Raw genomic sequence first — 26,323 nt, 5'->3', positions numbered from 1 at the left:
AAACGTATTTAAATATTTCGAACATAGTCGGAAAATTGTGCAAATTAATCGTTGCAAGCATCACAGTACAGTTCTTTGACTTTTATCCATAAAAAAACCACGTTTATTAACGTGGCTTCAATTGTTGTGGGGAGAGCAGGATTCGAACCTGCGAAGGTAAAAACCAACAGATTTACAGTCTGTCCTCGTTGGCCGCTTGAGTATCTCCCCAACGCTATTTTGTTATAAAATCGGTTGCAAATATACTATTGTTTTTGATGCACGCAAATAAAAATTTAGCGTTTTTTCAAATTAAAAATTAAACAGTTGATAATCAGTTTTGAAATTTTTAAAAAAATAGTATTTCAAACAACTTATTTCCCTAAAAGTTCTTTGACTTTGGCTTCTAATTGCGCTCCACGTAGGTTTTTGTCAACAATTTCTCCTTTTTCGTTCAAAATGAAGGTTGCAGGAATAGAGCGTACATTATAAGTTCGGGCAATGTTATCTCTAAAACCATCCAAATTAGACACTTGTGTCCACGTCAACCCATCTTGTTTTATAGCTTGAATCCAAGCTTCTCTAGCATTTTGTTGATTGGGACGACCGTCTAAAGAAACACCTATAATCTCCAATCCGTCCTTATGATACTTTTCATAGAGTTTAACTACATTCGGATTTTCTCTACGACATGGACCACACCAAGCCGCCCAAAAATCAATGATTGTTACTTTTCCTTTTACATCTTGTAATGAAATTGTCTTCCCGTTAGGAGTAGGAGCAGAAAAATTAGGCGCTACAGAGCCAACGGCAGCACGAAGCATTTCATTGGATCGTATAAATAAATCTTCTGCGATACGTGTTTTTTTCATGTCTGCAGGCAATGCATCGTAAAAACTTTTAGCTTTTGCTGGCGTAGTAAATTTATTTCGCAACAAACGATTGACTAACATCACAGATATGTAAGAAGTAGGATGCTCTTTTACATAATCTTCTTGATATTGAATCGCTTGTTTTTCTAATGAAGAGATTTCCTCTCTAATGCTGTTTGTTGCTATGCTATCTTTAGCTTTTACTGCAATAGCATAACGCTGACGGACATTTTTGATTTTATCAGCCAATACTTTCGAATTAGCTATAAAATCTACATATTCTTGGTTGTGCTTTCCTCCTGATACTTTGGAAGTTACTAAGCTGTCTTTATGTGCTTCTACCTTTACAGAAGCGTTTTCTAATAATAAATTAATGTTTCCTTCTGCGCCATTTATGTAGATAAAACCTAATTCAGGATGATCTACTTTTCCAGTAAAGGTAAAACGACCGTTTTGAACGATTGCTGTATCTTTAGGTTGCGGAACACCTTTATCATTCGGAACTTTCAAAAATGCACGAACACCATCAGGTATTCCTTGAATAGTAGTTTCTATTGTATAACCTTCTCCTGTATTGTTAGTTCCTTCTTGACAAGAAATAAATAGTAACATACTTGTTAAACAAGCGATTAAAAAAGTTTTTTTCACGTTTGTATACATTTTTATTGAATGATTTAATTAATAAAGCACGCAAATTTAATTAAATGAGAAGAATTACCCTAGTAAAAAACTAAAACTGATAACGCACACCAATAGCATAGTCTAAATCTAGATTGTCGTTGAATCCATCATCAAATCCTATTTCAGGGCGAATATCTAATGAGAGTGCTAATGGAAAGTCAAACGAATATTCAATACCTATGTCACCTGCCAGAAATACAAAAAAACCGTCGTTGGTAAGTTCTCGATTGCTGCTCCAGCTACCAATTCCGCCGCCAGCACCGGCATACCAATTAAATTTTCCATCTATGTTCCATAACCATTGATATAAAGAAGTAAGCTTGAAAGCATCATATTCGTCACTGTCTTTCCAACCTAAATCCAATTCAAGTCTATTATTGTCCCAAAGAGCACGTTGATAGGAAATTTCAGTGCCAAAACCATTGTTTCCGCCAATACGCAAGCCCAAAGCATTCTCTGAAATTTGTTGTGCAGATGCATGATATCCCATAAATAGCATGCTTACCAAAAGTAACTTTTTCATGTTTATAAATTTTAATTAGACACAAATTAATAAAGCGTAATTTTGGTTGAATTGTCAGTCTGTTTAAGTTGTTGATATTTTCTTGAAGATACCAACATGGTTTGTTATTTATAACTAAAAATTAAGCATTATATTGCCGAAAAAATTACAAAAAGTATACAAAGTAGGCGCATGAAAGCAAGATTAGAACAGTTACAATCAACTTTTGAAGGAACTTTATTTTATGATGATCTTCACAGAATTTTGTATGCTACAGATGCATCTGTGTATCGCAAACTTCCGTTAGCAGTAGCTTATCCCAAAACAATTGATGATTTAAAACAATTGATATCTTTTGCGCAAACGCATGAAACTTCTTTAATTCCTCGAACTGCAGGGACTTCGTTAGCAGGACAATGTGTTGGAGAAGGAATCGTTGTAGATGTATCTAAACATTTTACACAAATTATTGATGTAGATGTTCTTGCTAAAACAGTAGTTGTGCAACCTGGTGTAGTACGAGATGAATTGAATGCACATTTACAACCATTCAATCTATTTTTTGGACCTAATACATCTACATCTAATCGTTGTATGATTGGTGGTATGGTAGGAAATAATTCCTCAGGAACAACCTCTATAAAATACGGTGTAACAAGGGATAAAGTATTGGCAATGGATGTATTGCTTTCCGATGGAAGTGAAGTCACTTTTGGAGAAATTTCTACAACCATATTTCATCAAAAAAGAAAGGAAAAAACACTTGAAGGAGCTATTTATCAAAGCATCTTTGAGATGCTTTCTGATGAAGATGCGCAACGAATGATACTAGCTGAGTTTCCTAAAAAAACTATCCATAGGCGAAACACAGGATATGCAATTGACGAATTGTTACAAATGCAGCCTTTTTCTGAAAATGGAGAAACGTTCAATATGTGTAAACTGTTGACAGGAAGTGAAGGAACACTCGCATTTACCACAAAAATAACGTTGCAATTGGATGATGTGCAACCTGAAAAAAATTGCGTAATTGCTGCTCACTATCATAGTATTGAAGATTGCTTACAGTCAGTTTCCTTGACCATGCAACACAACTTGTATACGTGCGAAATGATGGATAAAATCATTCTCGATTGCACCAAATCTAACGCATCACAAGTAAAAAATAGATTTTTTGTAAAAGATGATCCGCAAGCGATATTGTTGTTAGAATTACGTTCTGATACTGAAGATGCCCTAGAATTACAAACCAATGCTTTAATTCAATCGCTAGAAAGTGAAGGGAAAAGTTATCATTTTCCAATATTAAAAGGAAAACAAATTGGGCAAGCAATGGAACTACGCAAAGCAGGATTAGGCCTGTTAGGGAATATTGTAGGAGATAAAAAAGCAGTTGCTTGTATTGAAGACACTGCTGTTGCATTAGAAGATTTGGCAGATTATATTTCAGAATTTACCGAACTTATGAGAGGATACCAGCAAAAAGCAGTGTATTATGCACATGCTGGCGCAGGAGAATTGCATTTACGCCCCATATTAAACTTAAAGAAAAAAGAAGATGTAACGCTTTTTAGAAAGATTACACATGACGTGGCTCTATTGGTTAAAAAATACAATGGTTCTTTTAGTGGAGAACATGGCGATGGTATTGTACGTGCAGAGTTTATTCCTCTTATGATTGGAGAAACGAATTATGAATTATTAAAAACACTGAAGGCAACTTTTGATGTAAACAATATCTTTAATCCAGGGAAAATTGTTGATGCAGCTAAAATGGATACTTCGTTACGTTATGAAATTGACCGTGATGAACCAGAAATTGATACAATTTTTGATTTTTCCGATAGCTTAGGAATCTTGCGAGCTGCCGAAAAATGTAATGGTTCAGGCGATTGTCGTAAACCTGCAAGTTTTTCAGGAACTATGTGTCCGAGTTATCGTGCTACTACCAATGAAAAAGATACAACGCGTGCACGTGCCAATGCACTTCGCGAATTTTTAACGCAATCGGAAAAGGAAAATCGCTTTGACCACTCAGAATTGAAGGAAGTATTTGACTTGTGTTTGAGTTGCAAAGCCTGTGCAAGTGAATGCCCAAGTAATGTAGATGTCGCTGCTTTGAAAGCTGAATTTTTATATCAATATTATAAAAGTAACCAACCAACGTTTCGTGACAAATCGTTTGCGTTTTCTACTAAATCCAATCGATTGGCGAGTAAATTTCCGAAGTTATCAAATTTTGTAAAGAGCAACGGATTCACTTCAAAAATCATCAAAAAAAAGCTAGGAGTTGCGCCAGAACGCACATTGCCTTTAAATTCAAGTAAAACATTAGATAATATATTAAAAAAGTCTTTAAATCAGCTTAATACAAAAAACAGAAAAGCTAAAAAAGTATATCTTTTCAATGACGAGTTTACCAATTACTTAGAATCTGAAATAGGAGAGGATGCCATTGTACTTTTGTCTGCATTAGGTTATGAAATTAAATATGTTCCCCACAAAGAAAGTGGACGTACATTCATTTCAAAAGGATTTTTAGCAGAAGCAAAAAAAGTTGCAAATCACAACATTGCTGTTTTTAAAGATGTGCTTGATGAAAATACAGTGTTGGTAGGTGTAGAACCTTCTGCAATTCTCACGTTTCGTGACGAATATATACGTTTGGCAGACAATCAAAACGCAGCAAAGAAAATTGCAGCACACACGTATTTGCTAGAAGAATTTTTAGCAAATGAAATTGTAGCTGGCGAAATTTCTGCGGAAGCGTTTACTGAAGAAGTAAAAGAAATTAAAATTCATGCACACTGTTATCAGAAAGCATTGTCTAATCAAAAATATACATACGACATTTTGAATCTTCCTAAGAACTATAAACCCACTATTATTGCTTCGGGTTGTTGTGGTATGGCAGGCTCGTTTGGGTATGAAAAAGAGCATTATGAAGTAAGTATGAAAGTAGGTGAACAATCTGTATTTCCTGCGGTTCGAGCATCACAAGCAACTACAATTATTGCAGCTAATGGAACGAGCTGTAGGCATCAAATTAAAGATGGAACACAAAGAGAAGCTTTGCATCCTATTACAATTTTGCGACGTGCCTTAAAATAAAAGACACATTTTAATCTTCAACCATATATGAATTTAATTCCTGAATATTTTCAGAAGTGTCTGAAGAAGGAATTCCTAAATCTATATTAAAATTAGCTAACAGCGCAACGGTTGTTGGGTTAAGTTGGTAAGAAAACTGAGAGTCAGACTTGATAATACCAACATTCGCTGCATAATATGTCTTCATATGAATAATGTCTTGTGCGTCGAGAATAGAAATTGTTGTCGGGATTCCAAAAACATCTATTGAAGTACTGATGGAAGCTTCTACATCAATATCGACAACATTTATATTTGAATATGAATTTCCAGCTACTGTCAGTGAATTTAATTCGTCTGTTTTTACAGAACTCACGGTATAATTAACCGTAATAGGCACTCCTTGAAAGTTTTGCGTAAATGTATCTGAAGTTGTATATAACAATTGATTGTTAGTAGCATTGCTATCAAACAATACAAGATTTTCAAAATTGATTCCTGCAGTAATTCCATTAATAGGAATGCTAAAACTACTATCAATAGTGAGAGCAGTTCCTTGCTCGGTCAAAGTCCCTGTAGTTAGCATGTTGTTCATAAAACCAAACCCAATATTTGTTGTATTCACACCTAGAGTAAACGAATTTCCACTTCTAGAGGCTACATACAGCGAATCAATCATAAGTTGATTACTTCCATTACCATTGGGTACAGTTACATCATATTTCCAATAATTAGCAGGTGTCGCAGGAAAATAATTTCCACTTTGTGATTGACTAGAATTGGTATCGTCATCGCTTCCGCAAGATACAATCAAAAAGAATGTGCAGAATGCAAAAAAGAGAGCGCTTTTTTTCATTGGGTTATTTTAGGAAAACAAGTTACTAAAATTCACAAAACTGCAAAAGAAAACTTAAAAACGACAAGAAATTTATTTGAAAACCTTTGTTTTATTATGGTTTTTTCATGATGGTAATAGCAGCCAATAAATCTTTGTAATCCATTGATTTGAGTTCTTCGTCTGCATAAAATGCTGTCAATCGATCTTCGGAATGGCGATACAATTTCCAACGATTTTTATGATACTCTAAAGCAGTTAAATTTTCAATCCAGTCACCAGAATTCAAATAAATACAAGAACCTTTTCGGTTCATCTTTTTTTCCATACGCGGCTGGTGAATATGTCCACAAACCACATATCCGTACCCATTATCAATAGCTAAATCGGCTGCAACTTCTTCAAAATCATTAATGTACTTTACTGCTTTCTTTACACTGTTTTTAATTTTTTTAGACAATGAATACTTTTCTTTGCCAAATTTGACTAAAAACCAGTTAATGACACTATTTAAGCGAATCAACAAATCATAGCCCCAACCACCAAGTTTTGCAATCCATTTTGCATTTTGAATAGAAGCGTCAAAAACATCTCCGTGAAAAAACCAGGCTTTTTTTCCGTTCAATTCTAATACAAGTTTGTCTACCAAAGAAAAGTTGCCTAATCTAGTGTCTGAAAAACGACGCAGCGATTCATCATGATTTCCAGTAATGTAAATTACTTCAACACCTTTTGTTGAGAAATCAATCAATTTTTTAATAATCTTTAAATGCGTTTTTGGGAAATAACGTTTTCTAAATTGCCATATATCGATGATATCTCCATTCAAGATGATCTTTTTTGGATCAATACTATTCAAATAAGAGAGCAACTCGTCAGCATGACAACCAAATGTTCCTAAATGCACATCTGAAATGACAACAAGATCGATTTTACGTTTTTTCATGAATAATTTTTACAGCACTACAAATAAAAAGCAAAGGCAATTTACAGATGAAAAAATACTGTTAAGCTTAGATGTTTGAATGTTAACAATTTATCAATAGAAACGGTCAAATGTTAAGTTAATTTTAAGCATTTGTTGGGTTTTTAATTCTGTTAGTTTAAATTTACCTTTGTTAAAAAATAGCTATGGCAGGAAATACTTTCGGATCAATATTCAAATTAACAACTTTTGGAGAATCGCACGGCGCTGCAATAGGAGGAATTATTGATGGTTGTCCTGCAGGATTGTCATTAGATATGGCACAAATACAAGCGGAGCTAGACCGTAGAAAACCAGGACAATCAGCTATTGTTACACAACGTAAAGAACCAGATACGGTAGAGTTTTATTCGGGTATTTTTGAAGGAAAAACAACGGGAGTTCCTATTGGATTTGCGATTCATAATACCAACCAAAAATCACACGATTATTCACATATCAAAGAAACGTATCGTCCTTCCCATGCGGATTATGTATATGATCAAAAATATGGGCATCGGGATTATCGTGGCGGTGGGCGAAGTTCTGCTCGTGAAACGGCTAGTAGAGTGGTAGCTGGTGCTATTGCAAAGCAGCTATTGGCAGACATAAAAATACATGCGTTTGTATCGTCTGTTGGGAATATAACATTGGATACACCTTATCATGAATTGGATTTTTCTTTGATAGAAAGTAATCCTGTACGCTGCCCAGATCCTGTAAAAGCTGCAGAAATGGAAGAACAAATTCGACAAATTCGTAAAGAAGGAGATACTATAGGAGGTACAGTAATGTGTGTAATTCAAAATGTACCCATTGGTTTGGGAGAACCTGTGTTTGATAAACTCCATGCAGAATTAGGAAAAGCCATGCTGTCAATCAATGCGGTAAAAGGTTTTGAATATGGTAGTGGCTTTGAAGGAGCCAAAATGAAAGGTAGTGAGCACAATGATATTTTTAATGCTGATGGAAGCACAAAAACCAATCTTTCTGGCGGAATTCAAGGTGGAATTAGTAACGGAATGGATATTTACTTCAACGTCGCATTCAAACCTGTAGCAACTATCATGCAAACACAAGAAACAATTAACAAAGAAGGTGCTATTGTTGAAATGCAAGGTAAAGGACGTCACGATCCGTGTGTCGTACCGCGAGCTGTTCCTATTGTAGAGGCTATGGCAGCGTTGGTGTTGGCAGATTATTATTTACTTAATAAAACCATCAAGCAATGAGTGTAAAAGACTTTTTTATTGCTGTGATCAAGATTATAGCCCTTTTTTTATTCATTGAAGGAGTCGTAGTTTTCATGGCAAATACTGTTTTTGTGGTACAGATAAGTGAAATAGATTTGATTATTGGCTACTTAGCAATTGCTCTCACTTTTTTTGCACTGGTTTTATTAATGCTTGCAAAAGCTAGTCAGATTGTTCAATTATTTCAATTAGACAAAGGATTTTCTACGGAACGGTTTGACTTTTCAAATCTTCAGGCGAAATATATCTTTAAAATGGTGCTCACAGTCTTAGGTTTATACATGGTATTTATGAATTTACCGCATATTTTAATGAATCTTTATATATTGGTAAAGAATAATATAAATACATACGGATTTGAGTTTAATAGTATACAGAGCACAAAAGAAACTTTATACATAAGTTTATTATATGTATTCGTAGGGATTGCGATTCTTTCTTTAAGAAAATCTATTACAAATATGTTTAACCCAACCTCAGAAAAATAGTCGTTTCAATAGAAATTTTTACATACGCATGAAAAAAATAGCTTTACACTGGAAAATATTAATAGGAATGGTTCTTGGCGTACTTTTCGCCTTTATTTTATTATCCACTTCTTGGGGAAAAGAAATGGTCATTCTAAAAGAAATTCCAGCCTCTCAAGAAATTGTTCAAGAAATTGTAAATGGAGAAATCGTTTCTTCTGTTAAGGAAATAGAAGCTAAAACAATCAAAACTACACGTGCGGAATATTTTATAAGTCGTTGGATCAAACCTTTTGGAACAATCTTTATCAATCTCTTAAAATTAATTGCAGTTCCATTAATTCTAGCCTCTTTAATCAAAGGTGTTTCTGACCTAAAAGATATTGCTAAAATTAAGAAAATGGGATTGCGTACTATTTCAATTTATGTAATCACAACATTGGTAGCGATTATTATCGGATTAGGAATTGTAAATACAGTACGCCCTGGTGCAGGAATGCCAAAAGAAACAATTGAAAAAATCAAGCTTAAATATGCAGATTCTGATGGTGTTAGTGATAAACTTACCAAAGCTGCAGCGCAAAAAGATGCAGGACCATTACAGGCTTTAGTAGACATTTTTCCGCAAAATATCTTCAAAGCAATGGGTGAAGCTAAAATGTTACAGATTATTTTCTTTGCACTTTTCGTTGGGATTTGTTTGTTATTGATTCCTGAAAAGCAAGCCAAACCGATGATTGACATTTTTGATTCACTCAATGAAGTCGTCATGAAAATGGTCGATTTGATTATGTTATTTGCTCCATATGCTGTATTTGCCCTATTGGCCAATGTAATTGTTGCTTTTGATGATCCTGAAATACTATTGAAATTACTGTCATACGGATTGTGTGTAATAGGAGGATTGATTTTGATGATTATTTTTTACTTAATCATCGTGAGTGTGTATACTAAAAAATCACCATTGTGGTTTTTACAACAAATAAGCCCTGCCCAATTACTGGCATTTTCCACAAGTTCAAGTGCTGCTACCTTACCAGTTACTATGGAACGTGTAGAGGAGCATTTAGGAGTTGATAAAGAAGTTTCTGGATTTGTATTACCTGTAGGAGCTACAATCAATATGGATGGAACAAGTTTGTATCAGGCAGTTGCCGCAGTTTTTATCATGCAAGTTCTAACACCAGGCGACATTACTTTTCAAACGCAATTAATAATAGTGTTTACAGCTTTATTAGCCTCTATTGGAAGTGCTGCTGTTCCTAGTGCGGGAATGGTAATGTTGGTTATTGTGCTAGAATCGGTAGGTTTTGCACCAGAATTGTTGCCAATTGGACTTGCATTAATCTTTGCAATCGATCGTCCGTTGGATATGTGTAGAACTACAGTAAATGTAACAGGAGATGCTACAGTGTCTATGCTTGTTGCAAAATCATTAGATAAGTTACACGATCCACACCCTAAAAATTGGGATGATAATTACGAAACTTCCAAATAATATGGTAAAGTCTACAGAATTTACTATATTTTCTGGAAAATAACCAATCAAAAACACTTACATGAATATCTGTTTTTTAATGTATCCTTGGGAACAAATTGATCCTGAGAATGATACAAGTTTAGCTTTGATTAAAGAATGTGTTAAAAGAGGACATGGAGTAGCCACCTGTTCCCCCTCAAATTTAACCATTCGAGATAGTGTGACGAATGCTTTTTGTACCGTTATTGGTCGGATGGATAAAGTGCCTAATTCTCTAAAATCGTTTTATGCGAAAGCTACTTTACGAGAAGAAATGCTTCCATTAGCAGGGTTTGATGTAATATTTATGCGAGCCAATCCGCCGTTAGATCCAATCATGTTGAACTTTTTAGATTCGGTAAAAGATGATGTTTTCATTGTCAATTCTTTAGAAGGTATGCGTGAAGCTAATAATAAACTGTATACCGCAGCTTTTGGTGATGCTCATAGCAATATTATTCCAAACACACATGTTTCTAAGAATAAAGACTATTTAGTACAACAAATTAAAGAGTCCAAAGCGGATAAAATGATTTTAAAGCCTTTAAATGGTTTTGGTGGTTCGGGAGTAATATTAATTGAAAAATCTGCAATGAATAACATCAAATCATTGTTGGATTTCTATATAACCAATAGTGATGGTACATCTAATTATGTGATTCTTCAAGACTATATTGAAGGAGCTGAGCATGGAGATGTACGTATCTTATTACTTAATGGAGAACCCATAGGAGCAATGCGTCGTGTACCAGGAAGTGACGATCATCGTTCAAATGTAAGTGCAGGAGGAAGCGTGCAAAAACACACACTTTCTAGGGCAGAAAAAGCCTTGTGTAAACAAATAGGACCTAAACTAGTTAAAGACGGCTTATATTTCGTAGGAATTGATGTAATTGGTGGAAAATTAGTAGAAGTCAATGTGATGTCACCAGGAGGAATTACCTATATAAATAAAGTCTATAAAATTCGTTTGCAAGAAAAAGTAATTGATTTTATAGAAAGTAAAGTAGTAGATAAGTTACAAGCGTTTGACAGACGTGTTCGCCTACGCAAAACAGTAGATGATGCTTAAAAAAATACACATAACAAGCCCAATAGTTTCTACAGATTGGTTGCAAGAACATCTTCATGCAACCAATCTTGTCGTTTTAAACGGTACGATTCCACGTGTAACAAGTACAAATATTTCAGAGGAAACTCAACAAATCCCCAAAGCTCGTTTTTTTGATATTAAAAAGAAATTTAGCCAAGAGGATGCGTTATTTCCAAATACAATGGTTTCTGTTGAAACTTTTACTAAAGAAGCTCAAAAATTAGGCATTCATCAAGACAGTGCTATTGTGGTGTATGATGAATTTGGAATTTATTCTTCTCCAAGGGTTTGGTATATGTTTCGTGTTATGGGATTTGATAATATAGCAGTCTTAGATGGAGGTTTTCCTACATGGAAAAAAGCCGGATATTCATTGGAAACAAAACGTACGTATATTGGAGAGTATGGAGATTTTCAAGGAAAAGATAGCTTGTATCTCTTCAAAAACTATAAAGAAATGCAACAAGAAGTTTTGAATCTTGATAGTCTAATTATAGATGCACGTTCTGAAAATCGTTTTACAGGTAAAATTCCAGAACCTAGAGCCGGATTGAGAAGCGGACAAATTCCTAATTCTAAAAATTTACCATATACAAATGTATTACGCAATTATTCGTTTAAAAATGCAGAGGAAATAAGAGCTATTTTTGAAAAATTTTCTAAAAGTAACCCCTCATTTATATTTTCCTGTGGCTCAGGAATTACAGCTTGTATCTTGGCTTTAGCTGCTGAAATAGCTGGATACCATAACTTTTCAGTATATGATGGTTCATGGACAGAATGGGGCACATTATCTACAGAAATCAGTATGAATACTAGTAATTTATAACTATTTGACATTTAAACAGTATTGAAACTATGAAAAAATTAACGATTGATCAAATAATATCTAATATTCAACGAGAACAATGCTTTGAAGCAGTTTCAGAGGAATATTCTTTTACCATAAAAATTGATAAATATGTGCCATATGTGTGCGGAGCAGTACACGATGGACATCAATTTAGACGTGAGTTATGGGACAATTGTTTGCATACTGAATATGAGCGTTGGTTTGAAGAAGATCCAGCTACAAAACAAATGGTGCAAACTCATCCTATTGTAATTGCAGGAATGGATTCTCGCTTTGAATACGATCTAAATAGAGCTCCAGAAAGTGCTATTTATGAAGATGCATGGGGAAAACAGCTTTGGCGTAATCCGCTTCCAGTGCAAATGAAGCAGAAAAGCTTGGATAAGCACGCGAATTTTTATAAAGTCGTACATGCTTTAATTGAAAAACTTGAGGAAAAGTTTGATATTTGCATTGTGTATGACATGCATTCTTATAATTGGAGACGTTGGGATAGAGAAGTGCCAACATTCAACTTAGGAACAGGAAATGTAGATAACGAACGTTTTGGTAATGAAATAGCTCTGTGGCAACAACTATTATCGGAGATTAAGCTACCACACGGAATCGTTTCTACTTCTAAAATTAATGATACTTTTCAAGGAAATGGTTATTTCTTAAAATATATTACACAACACTTTTCGAATACTTTGGTATTGGCTACAGAAGTGAAAAAAATATATTGTGATGAAATTGAACAAATTATGTTTCCTGAAGTAGTTGCAACAATTGAAGAAGCACTAAAAAAACTAATTCCAACGCATGTAGCACAGTTTTTACAAAAACACGGGTAGTAAAGAGCGAAACGAATGAACGATATACATGTAGTCGATAAAATACTTTTTGATATAGATCAAAATATTGACAACTTAGTTAAGCAAGTTGAATTGTTGAGTTATGTAAATCCAATTAATATTGAAGAAGCGAAGGCAAAATTCTTCAAATCCAAATATTTAAAAGATCCTGAATTCAAATATCCTCCAATCAATTTTGATCGTTTCCGATTGCATCGAGAATTATTTGCTCAACCTATTGAGCTTATAGAAGATACACATACTAGAGAATTGTATGAAGATATTATTTATGCGTACTCCGGATTGATACAGTGTATTGAAACGATAGGTACAAAAGATAAGTTTTACTATAATAGTTTGCGTTCTTTTGGAACGCCAACAGAACAAGATGTTGAAAATGCTAAGTTTATCCTGCATTTTGAAGAAGAAAACGAAAGTGAAGCACAATTTCAACCTAAATATTCACCAGAAGAAACAGAACAACTATTTAGAAATTATTCAAAGCAATACGATTTTACCTATCAGATAAAATTTTCGGCAGATATGAGTGCGATTGCTATGGTATTGAATAATATCAAAACGTTAGTAATTAATAAAAAGCACACATTTTCAGAGAACGAAATTTCTGTATTAACCAACCATGAAATTGGTGTACACATGGTAACTACCATGAATGGATTGTTGCATCCATTAAAAATATTTTCGAATGGATTCCCAAATTATGAGGAAACACAAGAAGGACTAGCTGTTTTTGCTGAATACATGAGCAACAATTTAACAGTAAAGCGTTTAAAAGAGTTGGCTTATCGTGTCATTGCTGTTGATAGCTTGGAAAAAGGGTATTCTTTTTCGCAAACGTTTCGAATGTTTATTAACGATTATGATTTAGATCGTGAAACCGCTTTTACGATATCAACTCGAGCACATAGAGGTGGAGGATTTACAAAAGATTATTTGTACTTAACGGGTCTTAAAAAAATCTATGATTATTACAAGTCTGGGAAAGACATGCATAAATTATTACGTGGAAAAATTACGTTAGATTATTTGGAAAATATAGAATCGTTGGCAAAAAATGGCTATGCTGTGCCATCCAAGCATCTTACAGACTCGTATAAACAGAATAAAAACACCAATACAACTGTAGATTTTATCCTAGAAAATCTCAAATAGAAAATTTATCGCTTCAGCGTAAAATGTCCTGTGTACGTTTCTCCATTGCTAGGTCTTTCTACCATAAACCAATAATCGTCAGAAGGTAATTGTCGACCACGATAGTTTCCGTCCCAACCTTGTGATTCTGGATCAATAATTGTTAAAAGTTTTCCGTAACGATTAAAAATATGGATTCGTAAGTCTGGTTCGTATTCTGAAGAAATAATTTGCCAAAAATCATTGTATCCATCATTGTTAGGCGTGAAGAAACCAGGATAAAAAAGTAGATTTACCAATTGGGAAACCACGCCACAGCCATTTTTATCTCTTACAAAAACGGTTACATTTCCAGGAGATAAATTGGTAAATACAGGACTATCTTGATAATCAAATCCATTGATAGAATACTCATAATCACCAATTCCTTCTACAAAAACTTCAAATTGATTTTCGTACAGTGTCCAATCTTGTATGCTAATGTCTGTAATGACAGCTTCATCAGATTCAATTACGCGAAACGTTTGTGTATTGCTACAACTTACTTCAGGTGATGAATTATAATTTGTGGTTACTGAAACAGTGTAAATTCCTGCTTCACTAACAGTAATTGCTTGTGTCATTTCTCCAGAGCTCCATAAATACTCGTCATAACCGCTATCTGCAATAAGCATTACAGTCTCGTTTGTGCAGACATAAGTAATAATTTCTTCAGTATTTACATTTGGAACAGGCTTTACTTCAATAAAGAATGAAGTAGTGTCATAGCAATTGGGCTCATCATTATTTTCGATACGAACAAAGATTTCTTGAGGATTAAAATCGTTCATGAAATTGGTTGACAATGCATTACTGTCTGAATCAGCGTCTGCTTGAGATATATGATATGTAATAGAGTAACCTGCAAGTTGCCCATCAGCAATTCCATCATTTTGTAATGATAAGTTAAATAATTCTATTCCATCATTACTTACATCATCACAAATAATCATGTCTTCAACAGGATTCGCAGTATAAGAAGTTCGCAATGCCAATACTATTTCGCTAACGGTAAAGCATAGCGTATTTGTGTCATTTTCTTTTCGAGCATATAAAGTTTGAAAATCACTTTGCAATATATGGTTTGTTGAAATTCTATTCATGTCATCAGTAGCATCCATAGCCGTTTCATAATAATAAATATCAAAAAGACTACTACTTTGTGTATCAAGTATTTGAGAGTTAAACTGTGTTAAGCTAATTGTTTCTTGGCCATCATTGAAGCTATCACAAATTGAAAAGTTGATGGTCGCACTTTGTGTTGCGGCTTCTGAGATGAGTAACTGAAAGTTTGCTATTTCATAACAATCAGGGTTGTTAACATTGTATACTCGTGCATATATTGATTGGTTGTCATTTGTACTATTATAATTGGTAGATAATGGATTTACATCATTAACGGCATCATCCATCGTTTCATAATAACTAACAGCAAATGTGCTTCCAGAAGGTTGTCCCGTAAGTGCTTCAGCATCTTTGGTACTGAGATCAAACATTTCTATATTATCGTTAGACATGTCATCACACACTATATAATCACTAATAGTTGGCTGTGTAGGGTTTTCATATACTGTAATATCTCGTGAAAGTGATATAGATTGATTGGAAGACGTTGCAGTTACAGAAACGGTGTAGTTTCCGGGAGTCGCATATGTATGAGAAGGATTTTCAACAGTCGAAGTGTTGCCATCTCCAAAATTCCACATAATTGATACAATTGCTTCGTTAGAATTTACAGAAAAGATGGTTGGATCTCCCAAACAGTTTTCAGAAACCTCAATTCCTACATTAAAAAATGACTGTATAAAAGGTGGTAGTCCTTGTTTACACTGTCTGCCTGCCAAATCAACGCCTTGATTTACATAATTGCATGCAGCTCCATCTGCCTCAGGGTTATTTATAACGCCTACATAGGGACGATCGGGCCTTGCGTAATATATTTTTCCATCAACTCCAAGTTGTAATGCGCCACGTTCTTGAACTTCTGTATGAATTTGTACTCTGGAAGCTTGAATATTAGTAGCATTTAAATCAAACTGAAACAAATAAGAGCTACTTGCTGATATATTTCCAGACGAGACATATACTTTTGTCGAATTCAACGAAAATTCAGCACAATATCCATCGCCCAATATTCCTAATTGCGCTACCTCACTACTTACAGCACCTGTAACATTATCAAACCTATGATAACAAACATGATTGAAATCTTGATTACAATTAATGATTTTTTGAGAATCGGGAGAAATTTTCAAATAGCCTCTTCCATCGCTGGAACTACAATCGTTGTAGGTAGACCGAATTGAGTTTACATCAATTCCTGTGTCAGTAATACGGTATGCGTGGTAAGTATTATAATTGAATTCAGTTCCATTAGGTCCTGCATATGAAATTACCCAAAACCCATTCCCATCGTCATTAATTGCAGCAATTTTTTCGGCACTTCTTTGCAGTAATAATATGTTTTTTTGTCCAGGAACAATATCGCCATTTCCTCCATTAAGAGAAAGATCTACGACACTATAAAATAATCCTCCATCAGCAGAAGTGGCACGTACACAAAAAACATAATATAGATTTGGTTGATTAGGATATGGAACAATGATACCAGATTGAGAGCTTGATGGATCTCCTTGTAAACCAGTTCCGTTAGGCATGATAGTATGGTTTTTATCCCAAACGGTTATTCCGTCTGTATAAAACAATAATTGACCAGCACTGTTAGAAATTGTAGCGCAACCTTCTAATGTATTAAGTTGTCCATCTGTAATAGCCACAGGGCTTCCTGAATTAAAATCTAATCCAGCATTCTGCCCAAAATACCAAATATTAGCTTCTCCTTGCGAGAAAACTAGAAAAACATTTGTTAGTACAAGAGTTAAGAATAGTAGTTTTTTCTTCATGCTGGTAGTAAAACAACTTAAAAATTAGTATTCGAGTTTAGCGGGGAATACGTAAATCTAGCATAAATATTTAACAGAAGTTGTATTTATTCGTTGAAATGTTAGATTCTATCGTACATAATTGAGTTAAAATAATGTCTATTTTTTGTAAAATAACTATAATTATCACATTTGCCCGAATAAAAACATTCTTCCGAATTGGTTTGCCAAACTTTTCTTATCTTAAGTTTTAAAAACTAGAAAACACATCATGTCATACTGGATTATAGGAGGTATTGTTTTTATTTTTCTTTATATCATGGCCAATGTCGTGCTCTATTTTTTGCAAGAGCGTTTTATTTTTAAAGCAGAAAAATTACCAAGCGATTTTGAGTTTGCGTATGAAAATCAATTATTTGATGAATATAATATTGAAGTAGACCCAGGTGTAAATATTAATGGAATTCACTTTAAAGTTCGTAAACCTAAAGGTGTTGTTTTGTATCTCAAAGGGAATTCACGAAGTATAAAAGGTTGGGGAAAGTTCGCAATCGATTTTACTCGTCATGGTTTTGATGTATTAATGGTAGATTATCGCGGATATGGAAAAAGCACAGGGAAACGCACAGAAGCTGGTATTAAAAGAGATCTTCAGTATGTATATGATCGATTAAAAGAACAAGTAGATGAACAATATATTACATTATATGGACGCTCTTTAGGTTCAGGTTTTGCTACTAAATTGGCTTCTAATAATAATCCTAGGCTTCTCATACTAGATGCGCCTTATTATAGTGTAAAACATATTACCAAACGGTTTTTACCTATCATGCCTATGTCATTACTTTTGAGATTTCCGATAAAGACGTATCGGTGGATACAATACGTAAAATGTCCTATCAAAATTATTCATGGAACAAATGATAAATTAATTCCTTTTAAAACAAGTGTAAAGCTGTCTAAAATCAATCCAAAATGGGCAAGACTTTACCCAGTAATTGATGGTGGACATAATAATTTGCACACATTTCCACAATACCATCGGTTTCTTGAAGAGATTTTACACTCGGAATTACCCAAAGAAATTGACCCTAAAAATTCAAGTTTGAATTTTAGAAGAAAAAAAATCTAAATGAGACAAGTAAAACGTATTGGTATTGCTATCATTGCAATATATTTGCTGAGTATTGGTATGCTACTGAATTTTCAAGAAAAAATCCTATTTCAAAGTGAAACACTTTCTCAAGATCATGTGTTTACATCGTCGGTTGCTTTTGAAGAATTATATTTAAAAGCTGAAGATGATGCCATAATTCATGGATTGCATTATAAACAAGCCATGCCGAAAGGCGTAATTTTATATTTTCATGGCAATGCTCGCACGTTAGAATATTGGGGAAAATGGGCAGAACAACTTTCGGAACAGTACAACTATGATGTCGTTATTATGGACTATCGTGGTTATGGAAAAAGTATTGGAAAACGTAGCTATCGCGCCATGTTGAATGATGCTTTTTTATTTTATAATTACTGTCAAGCAAAATTTTCTACTGAAGAAATTGTAATCTTTGGGCGTTCACTTGGCGGAGCATTTGCGACTCATGTGGCGCAACAAAAAGAAGCTCGATTGTTATTGTTAGAATCAACGTTTACAAGTGTTTACGATGTTGGGAAAACGAGATTTTGGTTTTTACCATTAAAATGGTTACTGAAGTATCCTTTTCAAAATGATCAAAATATTCAAAACATTGCATTGCCAACATATATCATTCATGGTACTGAAGATGGTGTTGTTCCGTATGAACACAGTCAGCAATTACTAGAAAAGGCTAGGGCTTCCACAAAAAAACTTTACACCATCAACGAAGGGTTGCATAATGACTTGATTAGTTATCCTGCATATTTTAATGCGTTAAACGAAATTTTGCATGATGCTGCTAGATACTCAAATTAACAAGACTAATTATATTTTTAGTTTAAGCTTCTTTTCTGCCAACGCGCAAGTTTAGAAACTCCACCATTAACGAAAAAGCAATAGCAAAATATAAATAGCCTTTTGGAATTGCTCCAACAGTTTGACCAAATACCTTTAAATGTGAAATATGTGCCGATTCTGCAATTAGCATAAATCCAATAAGAATTAAGAAAGACAATCCTAAAATTTGAATGGAAGGATTTTTATTGACAAAGTTCCCCACAGGGTTTGCAAATAACATCATAATTACCACAGAAGCCACTACAGCAATAATCATGACCAACAAGGCATCGTTTGGATTATTTGAAATTCCGTTTGTCATCCCGATAGCCGTTAAAATTGAATCAAAGGAAAACACAATGTTAATCATTGTAATCTGAACAATAGCTTTGGTTAGCGTTGTAGCGCGTTGTTTTTTTACTTCTCGTTCGTCATGCTCACGATCTACTACTTTTTCATGAATCTCTTTGGTGCTTTTATACAGGAGAAAAATTCCGCCCAAAAATAAAATTACCGCTTGCCAACTAATGCCTCCTGATATCCAACTTTTATTAATATACCAAAAAGGCGCTTTCATGGCAACCAAAAGTGAAATCCCAAAAAGAAGTACTATCCGCATTACCATAGCCAAAATGAGTCCAATATTGGTAGCTCGTTTTCGTAAGTGATCAGGTAACTTTCCTGCCGCTATAGATATAAAGATAATATTATCAATTCCTAATACGATTTCTAATAAGGTAAGAGTAATGATTGCTGCCCAAACGTCTGGATTTGAAAAAATTTCGAACATAATTATTGTAGCTTTTTTACGGTGCCTCGTTTTTTTGTAGTTGGATCTTCTAAAAGAGAATATTCTAGCAAATAAGAATCTTCTGTAGTAGAAATAATTTTCATTTGAATGGCCTTACTATCTGCATAATCTTTAGGATGTAACTTTTGACCAATAAATTCACATTCAGTTACCCATCGAATTGTAAATGTATCAATTCGATTCTCATAATAATCAATACTCAAAGTATCAGTCCGAACAGATTTTCCAGTTTTTGTTTCGCCATTAATTTCATAAGTAAATTCAAATGTACCTTTATGAAAATCTTTGCAATTGCGTTCTGTTTGGTAACAAGACATCATCAATACAGAGATGAAACTACATAAAATGATTTTTTTCACAAGAATGCTTTTTTTCGTGAATGCTCTACAAAGTAACTAAAAAATAAAAGTGGAAGGAAAAAAGGTTCTCATTATTTTTGGTAATCTTCAAAAGTTCCATCGGTGTAAAAAATTACAATTCTTTCAATTGTTTTTCCTGTGGTCACATTTTGTGGTTGCCTTTCGGCAGAAATAGGATCATCCAACGCTAGTGTGTGTTGTCGCGTATCTTCTTTTGGTAGCATGGAAACCATTGGTGGAGGAGTTATTGATTCTCTAGAAGTAACTGTTCTCGGAAAATTACCTTTACCATTCAATAACCAATACAATTCTACTTCGGGAAAATTTTGCAAAATTTTCATTACAAATTCCAAACTAGGTTTATTTCTACCAGATAAAATATGTGAAATACTCGAACGCTGAACACCTAGTTTATCTGCAAAAGCAGAAGCTGATAAATCGTAATATTCAATTACTTTTTTAAGTCGTTTGGTAAAATCTTCTATGTTTATCATTGTAAACGGTAAATAGGATAATGAGATGTTTACAAAAGTAAATAGAATCTTTTGAATCTACAAAAAAAGTGTAAAATTGAATATTTTAAGTAAAACTAACAGTTTAAATAAAACAATTTAACTAATTGATTAATAGTGGTATAATGCATTTAAAAGTAGTTGAGCGATATTCTACTTGCATAACATACTATTTAGAGAAGTATTCAATCACAAAGTGTTTATAATTGTAAACAATAAGAACAATTCTTATTGTTTACAATTGTAAAATATACATTGTTTACATTTGTAACGCAAATTATTTTTTAACATGTTTACACATTCACTCGCTGCTTGGTATCAAGCAAATTTTGAACAGCACATTACAGGTCGATATATTACATTACAGCACATTACTCCTTTAATTAAAAAAGCAGCGTCTTATTCTCAACTAAACAATATTGGAAACTCTGTCTTAAACCGCCCAATACATTCTTTGACTATTGGAAATGGCTCTAAAAAGATTTTAGTATGGTCGCAAATGCACGGAAACGAATCGACTACTACCAAAGCGGTGTTTGATGTATTGCAATTCTTGGCTAGTGACGATGCAATTGCTCATTCAATTTTAAGTAATTGTACCTTATGTATCATTCCGATGTTAAATCCTGATGGTTCATATGCATATACGCGTTTAAATGCTAATGAAATAGATTTGAATCGTGATGCGCAACTACAATCGCAACCAGAAAGTAAAGTGTTGAGAGCTGTATATGATAACTTTCAACCTGACTTTTGCTTTAATCTTCATGGGCAACGCACTATTTATAGTATTGGGAATCATCATAAATCGGCTATTATATCATTTTTAACGCCCTCTGAAGACGAAAAACGCACGGTTACAGCTCAACGTACCAGAAGTATGGAAATCATCGTTAAAATGAATGAAATGCTTCAAAAAATCATTCCCGGACACGTAGGTCGTTATGATGATGGATTCAATTTAAACTGTGTAGGAGATACATTTCAATCACTAGGAACACCTACAATACTTTTTGAAGCTGGACATTACCCAGAAGATTATCCACGTGAAAAAACAAGAGAATTGCTCTTTTATGCAATGTTAGAGGCAATTCAATACATATCAACCAATGAGATTACAGGGAAATTTACGGATGATTATTTCCAAATTCCTGAAAATGGAAAAGAGTTTTATGATGTTATATTGAAAAACGTGTCGACAGATATGGGAGAGACTTTTGATTTGGGAATTATGTACAAAGAAGTACTCATAAATGAAAAAATTCACTTTCAACCAGAAATTGAGGATAAAAAAATGTTAAAAAAATCCTTCGGACACAAAATCATTGATTTTCAGGAGTCAATCGCTGAGAAGTATATATTTCAATCGTTTTCGCTGCAAAAAAGTGTGGAGGAATTTTTAAGAAAATTCAATAAAATTGACAATTAGTTAACATATCTTATAGTGTTTTATGCATTATTATTCGATTTTTTTTGGTTTTTTTGCATTATCTTTAAAAAATAATATAAGATAATCATGGCAAAATTTAGGTTAGATGAAGTGGATCATCAGATATTGGACATGCTGATTGAGAATACAAGAATTCCATTTACAGACATCGCAAAAAAATTATTAATCTCTGCAGGAACTGTACATGTTCGTGTAAAAAAATTAGAAGAAGCAGGTATCATCAAAGGTTCTTCTTTAACATTAGATTACCAAAAATTAGGGTATTCGTTTATTGCGTATGTAGGTATTTTTTTAGAAAAAACCTCGCAAACAAAGTTTGTGTTAAATAGAATACAAGAAATACCATATATTACGGTAGCGCATATCACGACTGGAAAGTTTAATATTTTCTGTAAAGTACGTGCAAAAAACACCAAGCATGCAAAAGATATCATTTTTATGATTGATGATATAGATGGTGTTTCACGCACTGAAACAATGATCTCTTTAGAAGAAAGTATTAATGATAAAAACCGTTTAATGCACTCTATTTTTAACGATCTTTAAAAAAACGAAAAGATAACATGCAGCCCTTGCACTTTTCGTGTGAGGGTTTTTTTATACCAAATCCATCCTTTTTAATATCACAACTCATGTCTCGCAAACCAAAACTAGAACGTTTTCAAGAAAATGTATCATCAAAATACCAAATCTATAACAGTATTTTTATGACGCTTCCGTTTGACAAGATTTCAAATACAGGGGTTTTACTGCCTTTATTTAGTGAAATTTGTGAACAAGAATACGCTAAAGACAAAAATCCAACGGAGATTGTTCATAAATTTTTTGAGCGATATGTGGAAAGTAATAAGTCTGAAAATGAAAAAATAAACCTTCTTTTTCGATTCATACAATACATTGAACGTCAAGTGGTTCTATTTGATGCGGTAGAAGATGCAGCTTTCCCAATTGTAAACAATATGGATGGCCGAGGAACACTAAGGAATATAAAAGAAGAAGCGGAAGAAAAGCAAAAAATGGATGCATTAAAAACGTATTTGAAACGTTTTAAAATTCGTCCCGTGCTTACGGCGCATCCTACACAATTTTATCCAGGACAAGTGCTTGGAATCATTACAGATTTAGCGGAAGCAATAGAAAAAGATGATTTATTGACCATCAAGAAATTGTTGGCTCAGTTAGGGAAGACTCCTTTTTTCAAAAAAGAAAAACCGACGCCGTATGATGAAGCGGTAAGCTTGATTTGGTACTTGGAAAATGTATTTTATCATGCTGCGAGCAAAATTTACAACTATATTCAGCAAAACATCTTTGAAGATGAGGAATTAGACAACCAAATTATTGATTTAGGCTTTTGGCCTGGTGGCGATCGTGATGGAAACCCATTTGTAACTACTGAAATTACATTGAAAGTTGCAGATCGTTTGCGAAATACGATTCTGCTAAATTACTATCGTGACATCAGAGCATTGAAGCGCAGACTAACATTTGAAGGTGTTGAAAAGCGTTTGGCGCGTTTAGAACGAATGCTTTATAACAATGTGTATTTAAGAAAAGAAGAAGGAATGTTGTCGCTTCAGGAGTTTGAGACTGAATTAAAATCTATTAGACAAGTAGTTATCTCTGAACATCAATCTTTATTTTGTGCAGAAATAGACGACCTTATTAACAAAGTGAAATTATTTGGGTATCATTTTGCTATGTTAGACATTCGTCAAGATTCTCGTGTGCATGAAGGAGTATTTGAAACGATTGTGGAAACGATGAAAAATAGAGGAGATGAGCTATTCACATTAGATTACTCAAACGCAACTGAAGAAGCAAAAATTAAGGCTTTAACGACTGTTTCTGAAAAGATACAAGCCGATTATTTTACTGATGAAATTACCCATGCTACAATTTCGTCCATTTATGCAATGAAAACAATTCAAAAACGTAATGGAGAACGTGGAGCAAATCGATATATTATTAGCAACAATCAGTCGGCACTACACGTTATGGAAGCATTTACCATGTTGCGTTTATGTGATTGGAAAGAGCCAAATGTAGACGTGTCACCTCTATTTGAAACAGTTCCTGATTTACAAGCAGCGAAAGATGTAATGCGAACGCTATATGAAAACACAGTGTATGCAGCTCATTTAAAACGCAGAGGGAACAGGCAATATATCATGTTAGGTTTCTCTGATGGAACAAAAGACGGAGGATATTTGATGGCAAACTGGAGTATATTTAAGGCCAAAGAAGAGTTAACTGCTGTATCACGAGAGTATGGCATCAAAGTTATCTTTTTTGATGGTCGTGGCGGGCCGCCAGCTCGTGGAGGAGGAAAAACACATCAATTTTATGCCTCGTTAGGAAGCACTGTAGAAGATGAAGAAATTCAATTGACGGTACAAGGGCAAACTATTAGTTCTAATTTTGGTACATTGGAATCATGTCAGTACAACTTAGAGCAATTGTTGAGCTCTGGAATCTCAAATGAAATATTTTCAAGTACAAAGGCAGAGTTTTCATCGAAAGATAAAGAAACTATGGAAACACTAGCTTCTGTAAGTTATGATACATATGTAGCTTTTAAACAGCATCCTATGTTTTTGCCGTATTTAGAGCGAATGAGTACATTAAAATATTATGCTAAAACCAACATTGGAAGTCGTCCTTCCAAACGTTCACAATCTAAAGAATTTAAGTTTTCAGATTTACGAGCAATTCCCTTTGTAGGGAGCTGGAGTCAGCTAAAACAAAATGTACCTGGTTTTTATGGCGTTGGAACTGCATTGGAACATATGGAAAAAAATGGAAAGTTTGAAGCGGTAGAAAATTTATATAGAAACTCATCCTTTTTTAGAACGTTACTTGAAAACAGTATGATGAGTCTTACGAAGTCTTTCTTTAAGTTAACCTCCTATATGCAACAAAATAAAGAGTTTGGAGAATTTTGGACGATTATTTTTGAAGAATTTGAAAGAAGCAAGCGCATGTTGTTAAAAGTTACAGGATATAACGAATTAATGCAGAATCAACCAGCGGGAAAAGCTTCAATTCATGCACGAGAAAAGATTGTATTGCCTTTATTAACAATTCAACAATATGCATTGCGAAAAATTCAAGAATTGCAAAAAGAACCAACCATTAACGAAAAAGAATTAGCGGTTTACGAAAAAATGGTAACACGCTCACTATTTGGTAATATTAACGCAAGTCGTAATTCAGCTTAAGGAAAGTAACCAATATTCATATATTTCATTGCAAACTCCTGTTAGTTTTAGTGCTTGTGTATCGCATTTCTAAAACTTGAAGGAGTTTGTTGCGTTTTATGCTTAAATAATCTAGAAAAATAGGAGTAATCTTCAAACCCTAAACGATTTGCGATTTCATTAATAGTTAGTTCAGGAGTAAGAAGCAATCGTTTTGCTTCCAAAATAATCCTATCTGTAATGACTACTGTTGCTGTTTTTTGCAAAGTTTCTTTGCAAACCCGATTCAAATGTTTTAAAGTAATATGCAATTTAGAAGCATAAAATGAAGGCTTTTTTTCAAACATATAATAGTGCTCAAGTAAAGCTTCAAAATTTTGCAAAATGGTGTGGTATTTATTGGTTTGTAAAGGGTTGGAGTAGATGTAGTGACGCGATAGTTCAATATAAATCAAGTCTAACATATTTAAAACAGCATGCTCTTTATATAAATTCGTTGATGAATATTCGATTAAAGCTTTTTCAAAATAGTAGGAGATGTTTTTTGTTTGTTTTTCATCCAAAATTAATTCTGGCGTATTGTAGGTAGAAAAGTAAAAAGGGTAATCATTGATCTGTTTGTGCTTAAAATGCACATTATAAAATTCTTTAGAATGAAATACAATATATCCATCAATATCTTTTGACAAGTTCCAATGATGCATTTGACCAGGTTGTAAAGCAAACACACTGCCGGGAATAATATTAAACTTATGAAAATCAACAACATGAGAGCCTGTCCCTTTGGTAAAAAGTACCAATAGATGAAAATCATGTCTATGAGGTTTTTCAATAAAAGGATGCGTACGCAAATGCTCGCTAAAATTGTTACAATACAAGTGATTGCTACTTTCTTGCTCTTTAAATTGTGAAATATTGTAAACAGGTAACAACTTCATTTTTATAAAAAATGTCCTTTTTGTGCTATTAAAAGCGAAAATACAAACTTTATTCAATATGGTT

The 26,323-nt window shown here is 33.8% G+C and carries 22 protein-coding genes and 1 tRNA gene; 13 read left to right on the top strand and 10 right to left on the bottom strand.

What is annotated here, in order from left to right; all coding sequences use genetic code 11:
- Positions 1 to 127 precede the first annotated feature (127 nt).
- From AA088_RS13720 to AA088_RS13710, 3 genes are all read right to left on the bottom strand, one after another.
- Positions 128 to 210 (bottom strand) — tRNA-Tyr (locus tag AA088_RS13720).
- 143 nt (positions 211 to 353) lie between these two features.
- A complete protein-coding gene (locus tag AA088_RS13715; protein ID WP_046745642.1) occupies positions 354 to 1,499 on the bottom strand; it encodes a TlpA disulfide reductase family protein in 1,146 nt (381 codons plus the stop codon).
- Positions 1,500 to 1,581: 82 nt separating this feature from the next.
- On the bottom strand, positions 1,582 to 2,055 hold the full coding sequence (locus AA088_RS13710; protein WP_046745598.1) for a hypothetical protein: 474 nt from the start codon (positions 2,053 to 2,055) through the stop codon (positions 1,582 to 1,584).
- 171 nt (positions 2,056 to 2,226) lie between these two features.
- Here AA088_RS13710 and AA088_RS13705 point away from each other — a divergent pair, with 171 nt between their 5' ends.
- On the top strand, positions 2,227 to 5,145 hold the full coding sequence (locus tag AA088_RS13705) for an FAD-binding and (Fe-S)-binding domain-containing protein (protein ID WP_046745597.1): 2,919 nt from the start codon (positions 2,227 to 2,229) through the stop codon (positions 5,143 to 5,145).
- A 10-nt stretch (positions 5,146 to 5,155) separates the two neighbouring features.
- Here AA088_RS13705 and AA088_RS13700 read toward each other — a convergent pair whose 3' ends face one another.
- Both AA088_RS13700 and AA088_RS13695 read right to left on the bottom strand, forming a co-directional pair.
- Complete coding sequence (locus AA088_RS13700; RefSeq protein WP_046745596.1) at positions 5,156 to 5,980, bottom strand: hypothetical protein; 825 nt, start codon at positions 5,978 to 5,980, stop codon at positions 5,156 to 5,158.
- Positions 5,981 to 6,074: 94 nt separating this feature from the next.
- Positions 6,075 to 6,905 carry a UDP-2,3-diacylglucosamine diphosphatase gene (locus AA088_RS13695; RefSeq protein ID WP_046745595.1) on the bottom strand — a complete coding sequence of 277 codons (831 nt, stop codon included), beginning with the start codon at positions 6,903 to 6,905 and terminating at the stop codon, positions 6,075 to 6,077.
- Positions 6,906 to 7,090: 185 nt separating this feature from the next.
- Here AA088_RS13695 and aroC point away from each other — a divergent pair, with 185 nt between their 5' ends.
- From aroC to AA088_RS13660, 7 genes are all read left to right on the top strand, one after another.
- Entirely contained in the window at positions 7,091 to 8,155 is a 1,065-nt protein-coding gene (aroC, locus tag AA088_RS13690; RefSeq protein ID WP_046745594.1) for a chorismate synthase, read from the top strand.
- Positions 8,152 to 8,664, top strand: a complete 513-nt coding sequence (locus AA088_RS13685; RefSeq protein WP_046745593.1) for a hypothetical protein — start codon at positions 8,152 to 8,154, stop codon at positions 8,662 to 8,664. The genes aroC and AA088_RS13685 overlap by 4 nt, the downstream gene beginning before the upstream one ends.
- 28 nt (positions 8,665 to 8,692) lie before the next feature.
- Complete coding sequence (locus tag AA088_RS13680; protein WP_046745592.1) at positions 8,693 to 10,141, top strand: dicarboxylate/amino acid:cation symporter; 1,449 nt, start codon at positions 8,693 to 8,695, stop codon at positions 10,139 to 10,141.
- A 61-nt stretch (positions 10,142 to 10,202) separates the two neighbouring features.
- Positions 10,203 to 11,234: a glutathione synthase gene (gshB, locus tag AA088_RS13675; protein ID WP_082106759.1), complete on the top strand. Its 1,032-nt coding sequence runs from the start codon at positions 10,203 to 10,205 to the stop codon at positions 11,232 to 11,234.
- Positions 11,224 to 12,084, top strand: a complete 861-nt coding sequence (locus AA088_RS13670; RefSeq protein ID WP_241483419.1) for a sulfurtransferase — start codon at positions 11,224 to 11,226, stop codon at positions 12,082 to 12,084. Before gshB ends, AA088_RS13670 begins: the two co-directional genes overlap by 11 nt.
- Before the next feature lie 29 nt (positions 12,085 to 12,113).
- Positions 12,114 to 12,941 carry an N-formylglutamate amidohydrolase gene (locus AA088_RS13665; RefSeq protein WP_046745590.1) on the top strand — a complete coding sequence of 276 codons (828 nt, stop codon included), beginning with the start codon at positions 12,114 to 12,116 and terminating at the stop codon, positions 12,939 to 12,941.
- Positions 12,942 to 12,956: 15 nt separating this feature from the next.
- Positions 12,957 to 14,114 carry a flavohemoglobin expression-modulating QEGLA motif protein gene (locus AA088_RS13660; RefSeq protein WP_046745589.1) on the top strand — a complete coding sequence of 386 codons (1,158 nt, stop codon included), beginning with the start codon at positions 12,957 to 12,959 and terminating at the stop codon, positions 14,112 to 14,114.
- 5 nt (positions 14,115 to 14,119) lie between these two features.
- On the opposite strand, the gene AA088_RS13655 is transcribed toward AA088_RS13660, so the two are convergent.
- Positions 14,120 to 17,035, bottom strand: a complete 2,916-nt coding sequence (locus AA088_RS13655; protein WP_046745588.1) for a T9SS type B sorting domain-containing protein — start codon at positions 17,033 to 17,035, stop codon at positions 14,120 to 14,122.
- Between the two features lie 250 nt (positions 17,036 to 17,285).
- Here AA088_RS13655 and AA088_RS13650 point away from each other — a divergent pair, with 250 nt between their 5' ends.
- Together AA088_RS13650 and AA088_RS13645 are read left to right on the top strand one after the other, a co-directional pair.
- On the top strand, positions 17,286 to 18,146 hold the full coding sequence (locus AA088_RS13650) for an alpha/beta hydrolase (protein WP_046745587.1): 861 nt from the start codon (positions 17,286 to 17,288) through the stop codon (positions 18,144 to 18,146).
- Positions 18,147 to 18,968 carry an alpha/beta hydrolase gene (locus AA088_RS13645; protein WP_046745586.1) on the top strand — a complete coding sequence of 274 codons (822 nt, stop codon included), beginning with the start codon at positions 18,147 to 18,149 and terminating at the stop codon, positions 18,966 to 18,968.
- 22 nt (positions 18,969 to 18,990) lie between these two features.
- On the opposite strand, the gene AA088_RS13640 is transcribed toward AA088_RS13645, so the two are convergent.
- From AA088_RS13640 to AA088_RS13630, 3 genes are all read right to left on the bottom strand, one after another.
- Positions 18,991 to 19,779 carry a TerC family protein gene (locus AA088_RS13640; protein WP_046745585.1) on the bottom strand — a complete coding sequence of 263 codons (789 nt, stop codon included), beginning with the start codon at positions 19,777 to 19,779 and terminating at the stop codon, positions 18,991 to 18,993.
- A 2-nt stretch (positions 19,780 to 19,781) separates the two neighbouring features.
- Complete coding sequence (locus tag AA088_RS13635) at positions 19,782 to 20,159, bottom strand: hypothetical protein (RefSeq protein WP_241483418.1); 378 nt, start codon at positions 20,157 to 20,159, stop codon at positions 19,782 to 19,784.
- 71 nt (positions 20,160 to 20,230) lie between these two features.
- A complete protein-coding gene (locus tag AA088_RS13630; protein WP_046745583.1) occupies positions 20,231 to 20,653 on the bottom strand; it encodes a helix-turn-helix domain-containing protein in 423 nt (140 codons plus the stop codon).
- A gap of 307 nt (positions 20,654 to 20,960) precedes the next feature.
- On the opposite strand from AA088_RS13630, the gene AA088_RS13625 reads away from it, so the two are divergent.
- The 3 genes from AA088_RS13625 to AA088_RS13615 all read left to right on the top strand — a co-directional run bounded on the left by AA088_RS13625 (position 20,961) and on the right by AA088_RS13615 (position 25,342).
- Positions 20,961 to 22,100, top strand: a complete 1,140-nt coding sequence (locus tag AA088_RS13625; protein WP_046745582.1) for a M14 family metallopeptidase — start codon at positions 20,961 to 20,963, stop codon at positions 22,098 to 22,100.
- An 87-nt stretch (positions 22,101 to 22,187) separates the two neighbouring features.
- Entirely contained in the window at positions 22,188 to 22,667 is a 480-nt protein-coding gene (locus AA088_RS13620) for an Lrp/AsnC family transcriptional regulator (RefSeq protein WP_046745581.1), read from the top strand.
- An 86-nt stretch (positions 22,668 to 22,753) separates the two neighbouring features.
- Entirely contained in the window at positions 22,754 to 25,342 is a 2,589-nt protein-coding gene (locus tag AA088_RS13615) for a phosphoenolpyruvate carboxylase (RefSeq protein ID WP_046745580.1), read from the top strand.
- A gap of 47 nt (positions 25,343 to 25,389) precedes the next feature.
- On the opposite strand, the gene AA088_RS13610 is transcribed toward AA088_RS13615, so the two are convergent.
- The gene (locus AA088_RS13610; RefSeq protein WP_046745579.1) at positions 25,390 to 26,259 is read right to left on the bottom strand and encodes an AraC family transcriptional regulator; all 870 of its coding nucleotides are present in this window, start codon (positions 26,257 to 26,259) and stop codon (positions 25,390 to 25,392) included.
- Between the last annotated feature and the right edge of the window lie 64 nt (positions 26,260 to 26,323).

The sequence above is a fragment of the Kordia zhangzhouensis genome (assembly GCF_001005305.1).
Classification (GTDB): Bacteria; Bacteroidota; Bacteroidia; order Flavobacteriales; family Flavobacteriaceae; genus Kordia; species Kordia zhangzhouensis.
The sequence above is the reverse complement of the archived record's forward strand: the minus strand, read 5'-3'. Positions and strand labels throughout refer to the sequence as shown.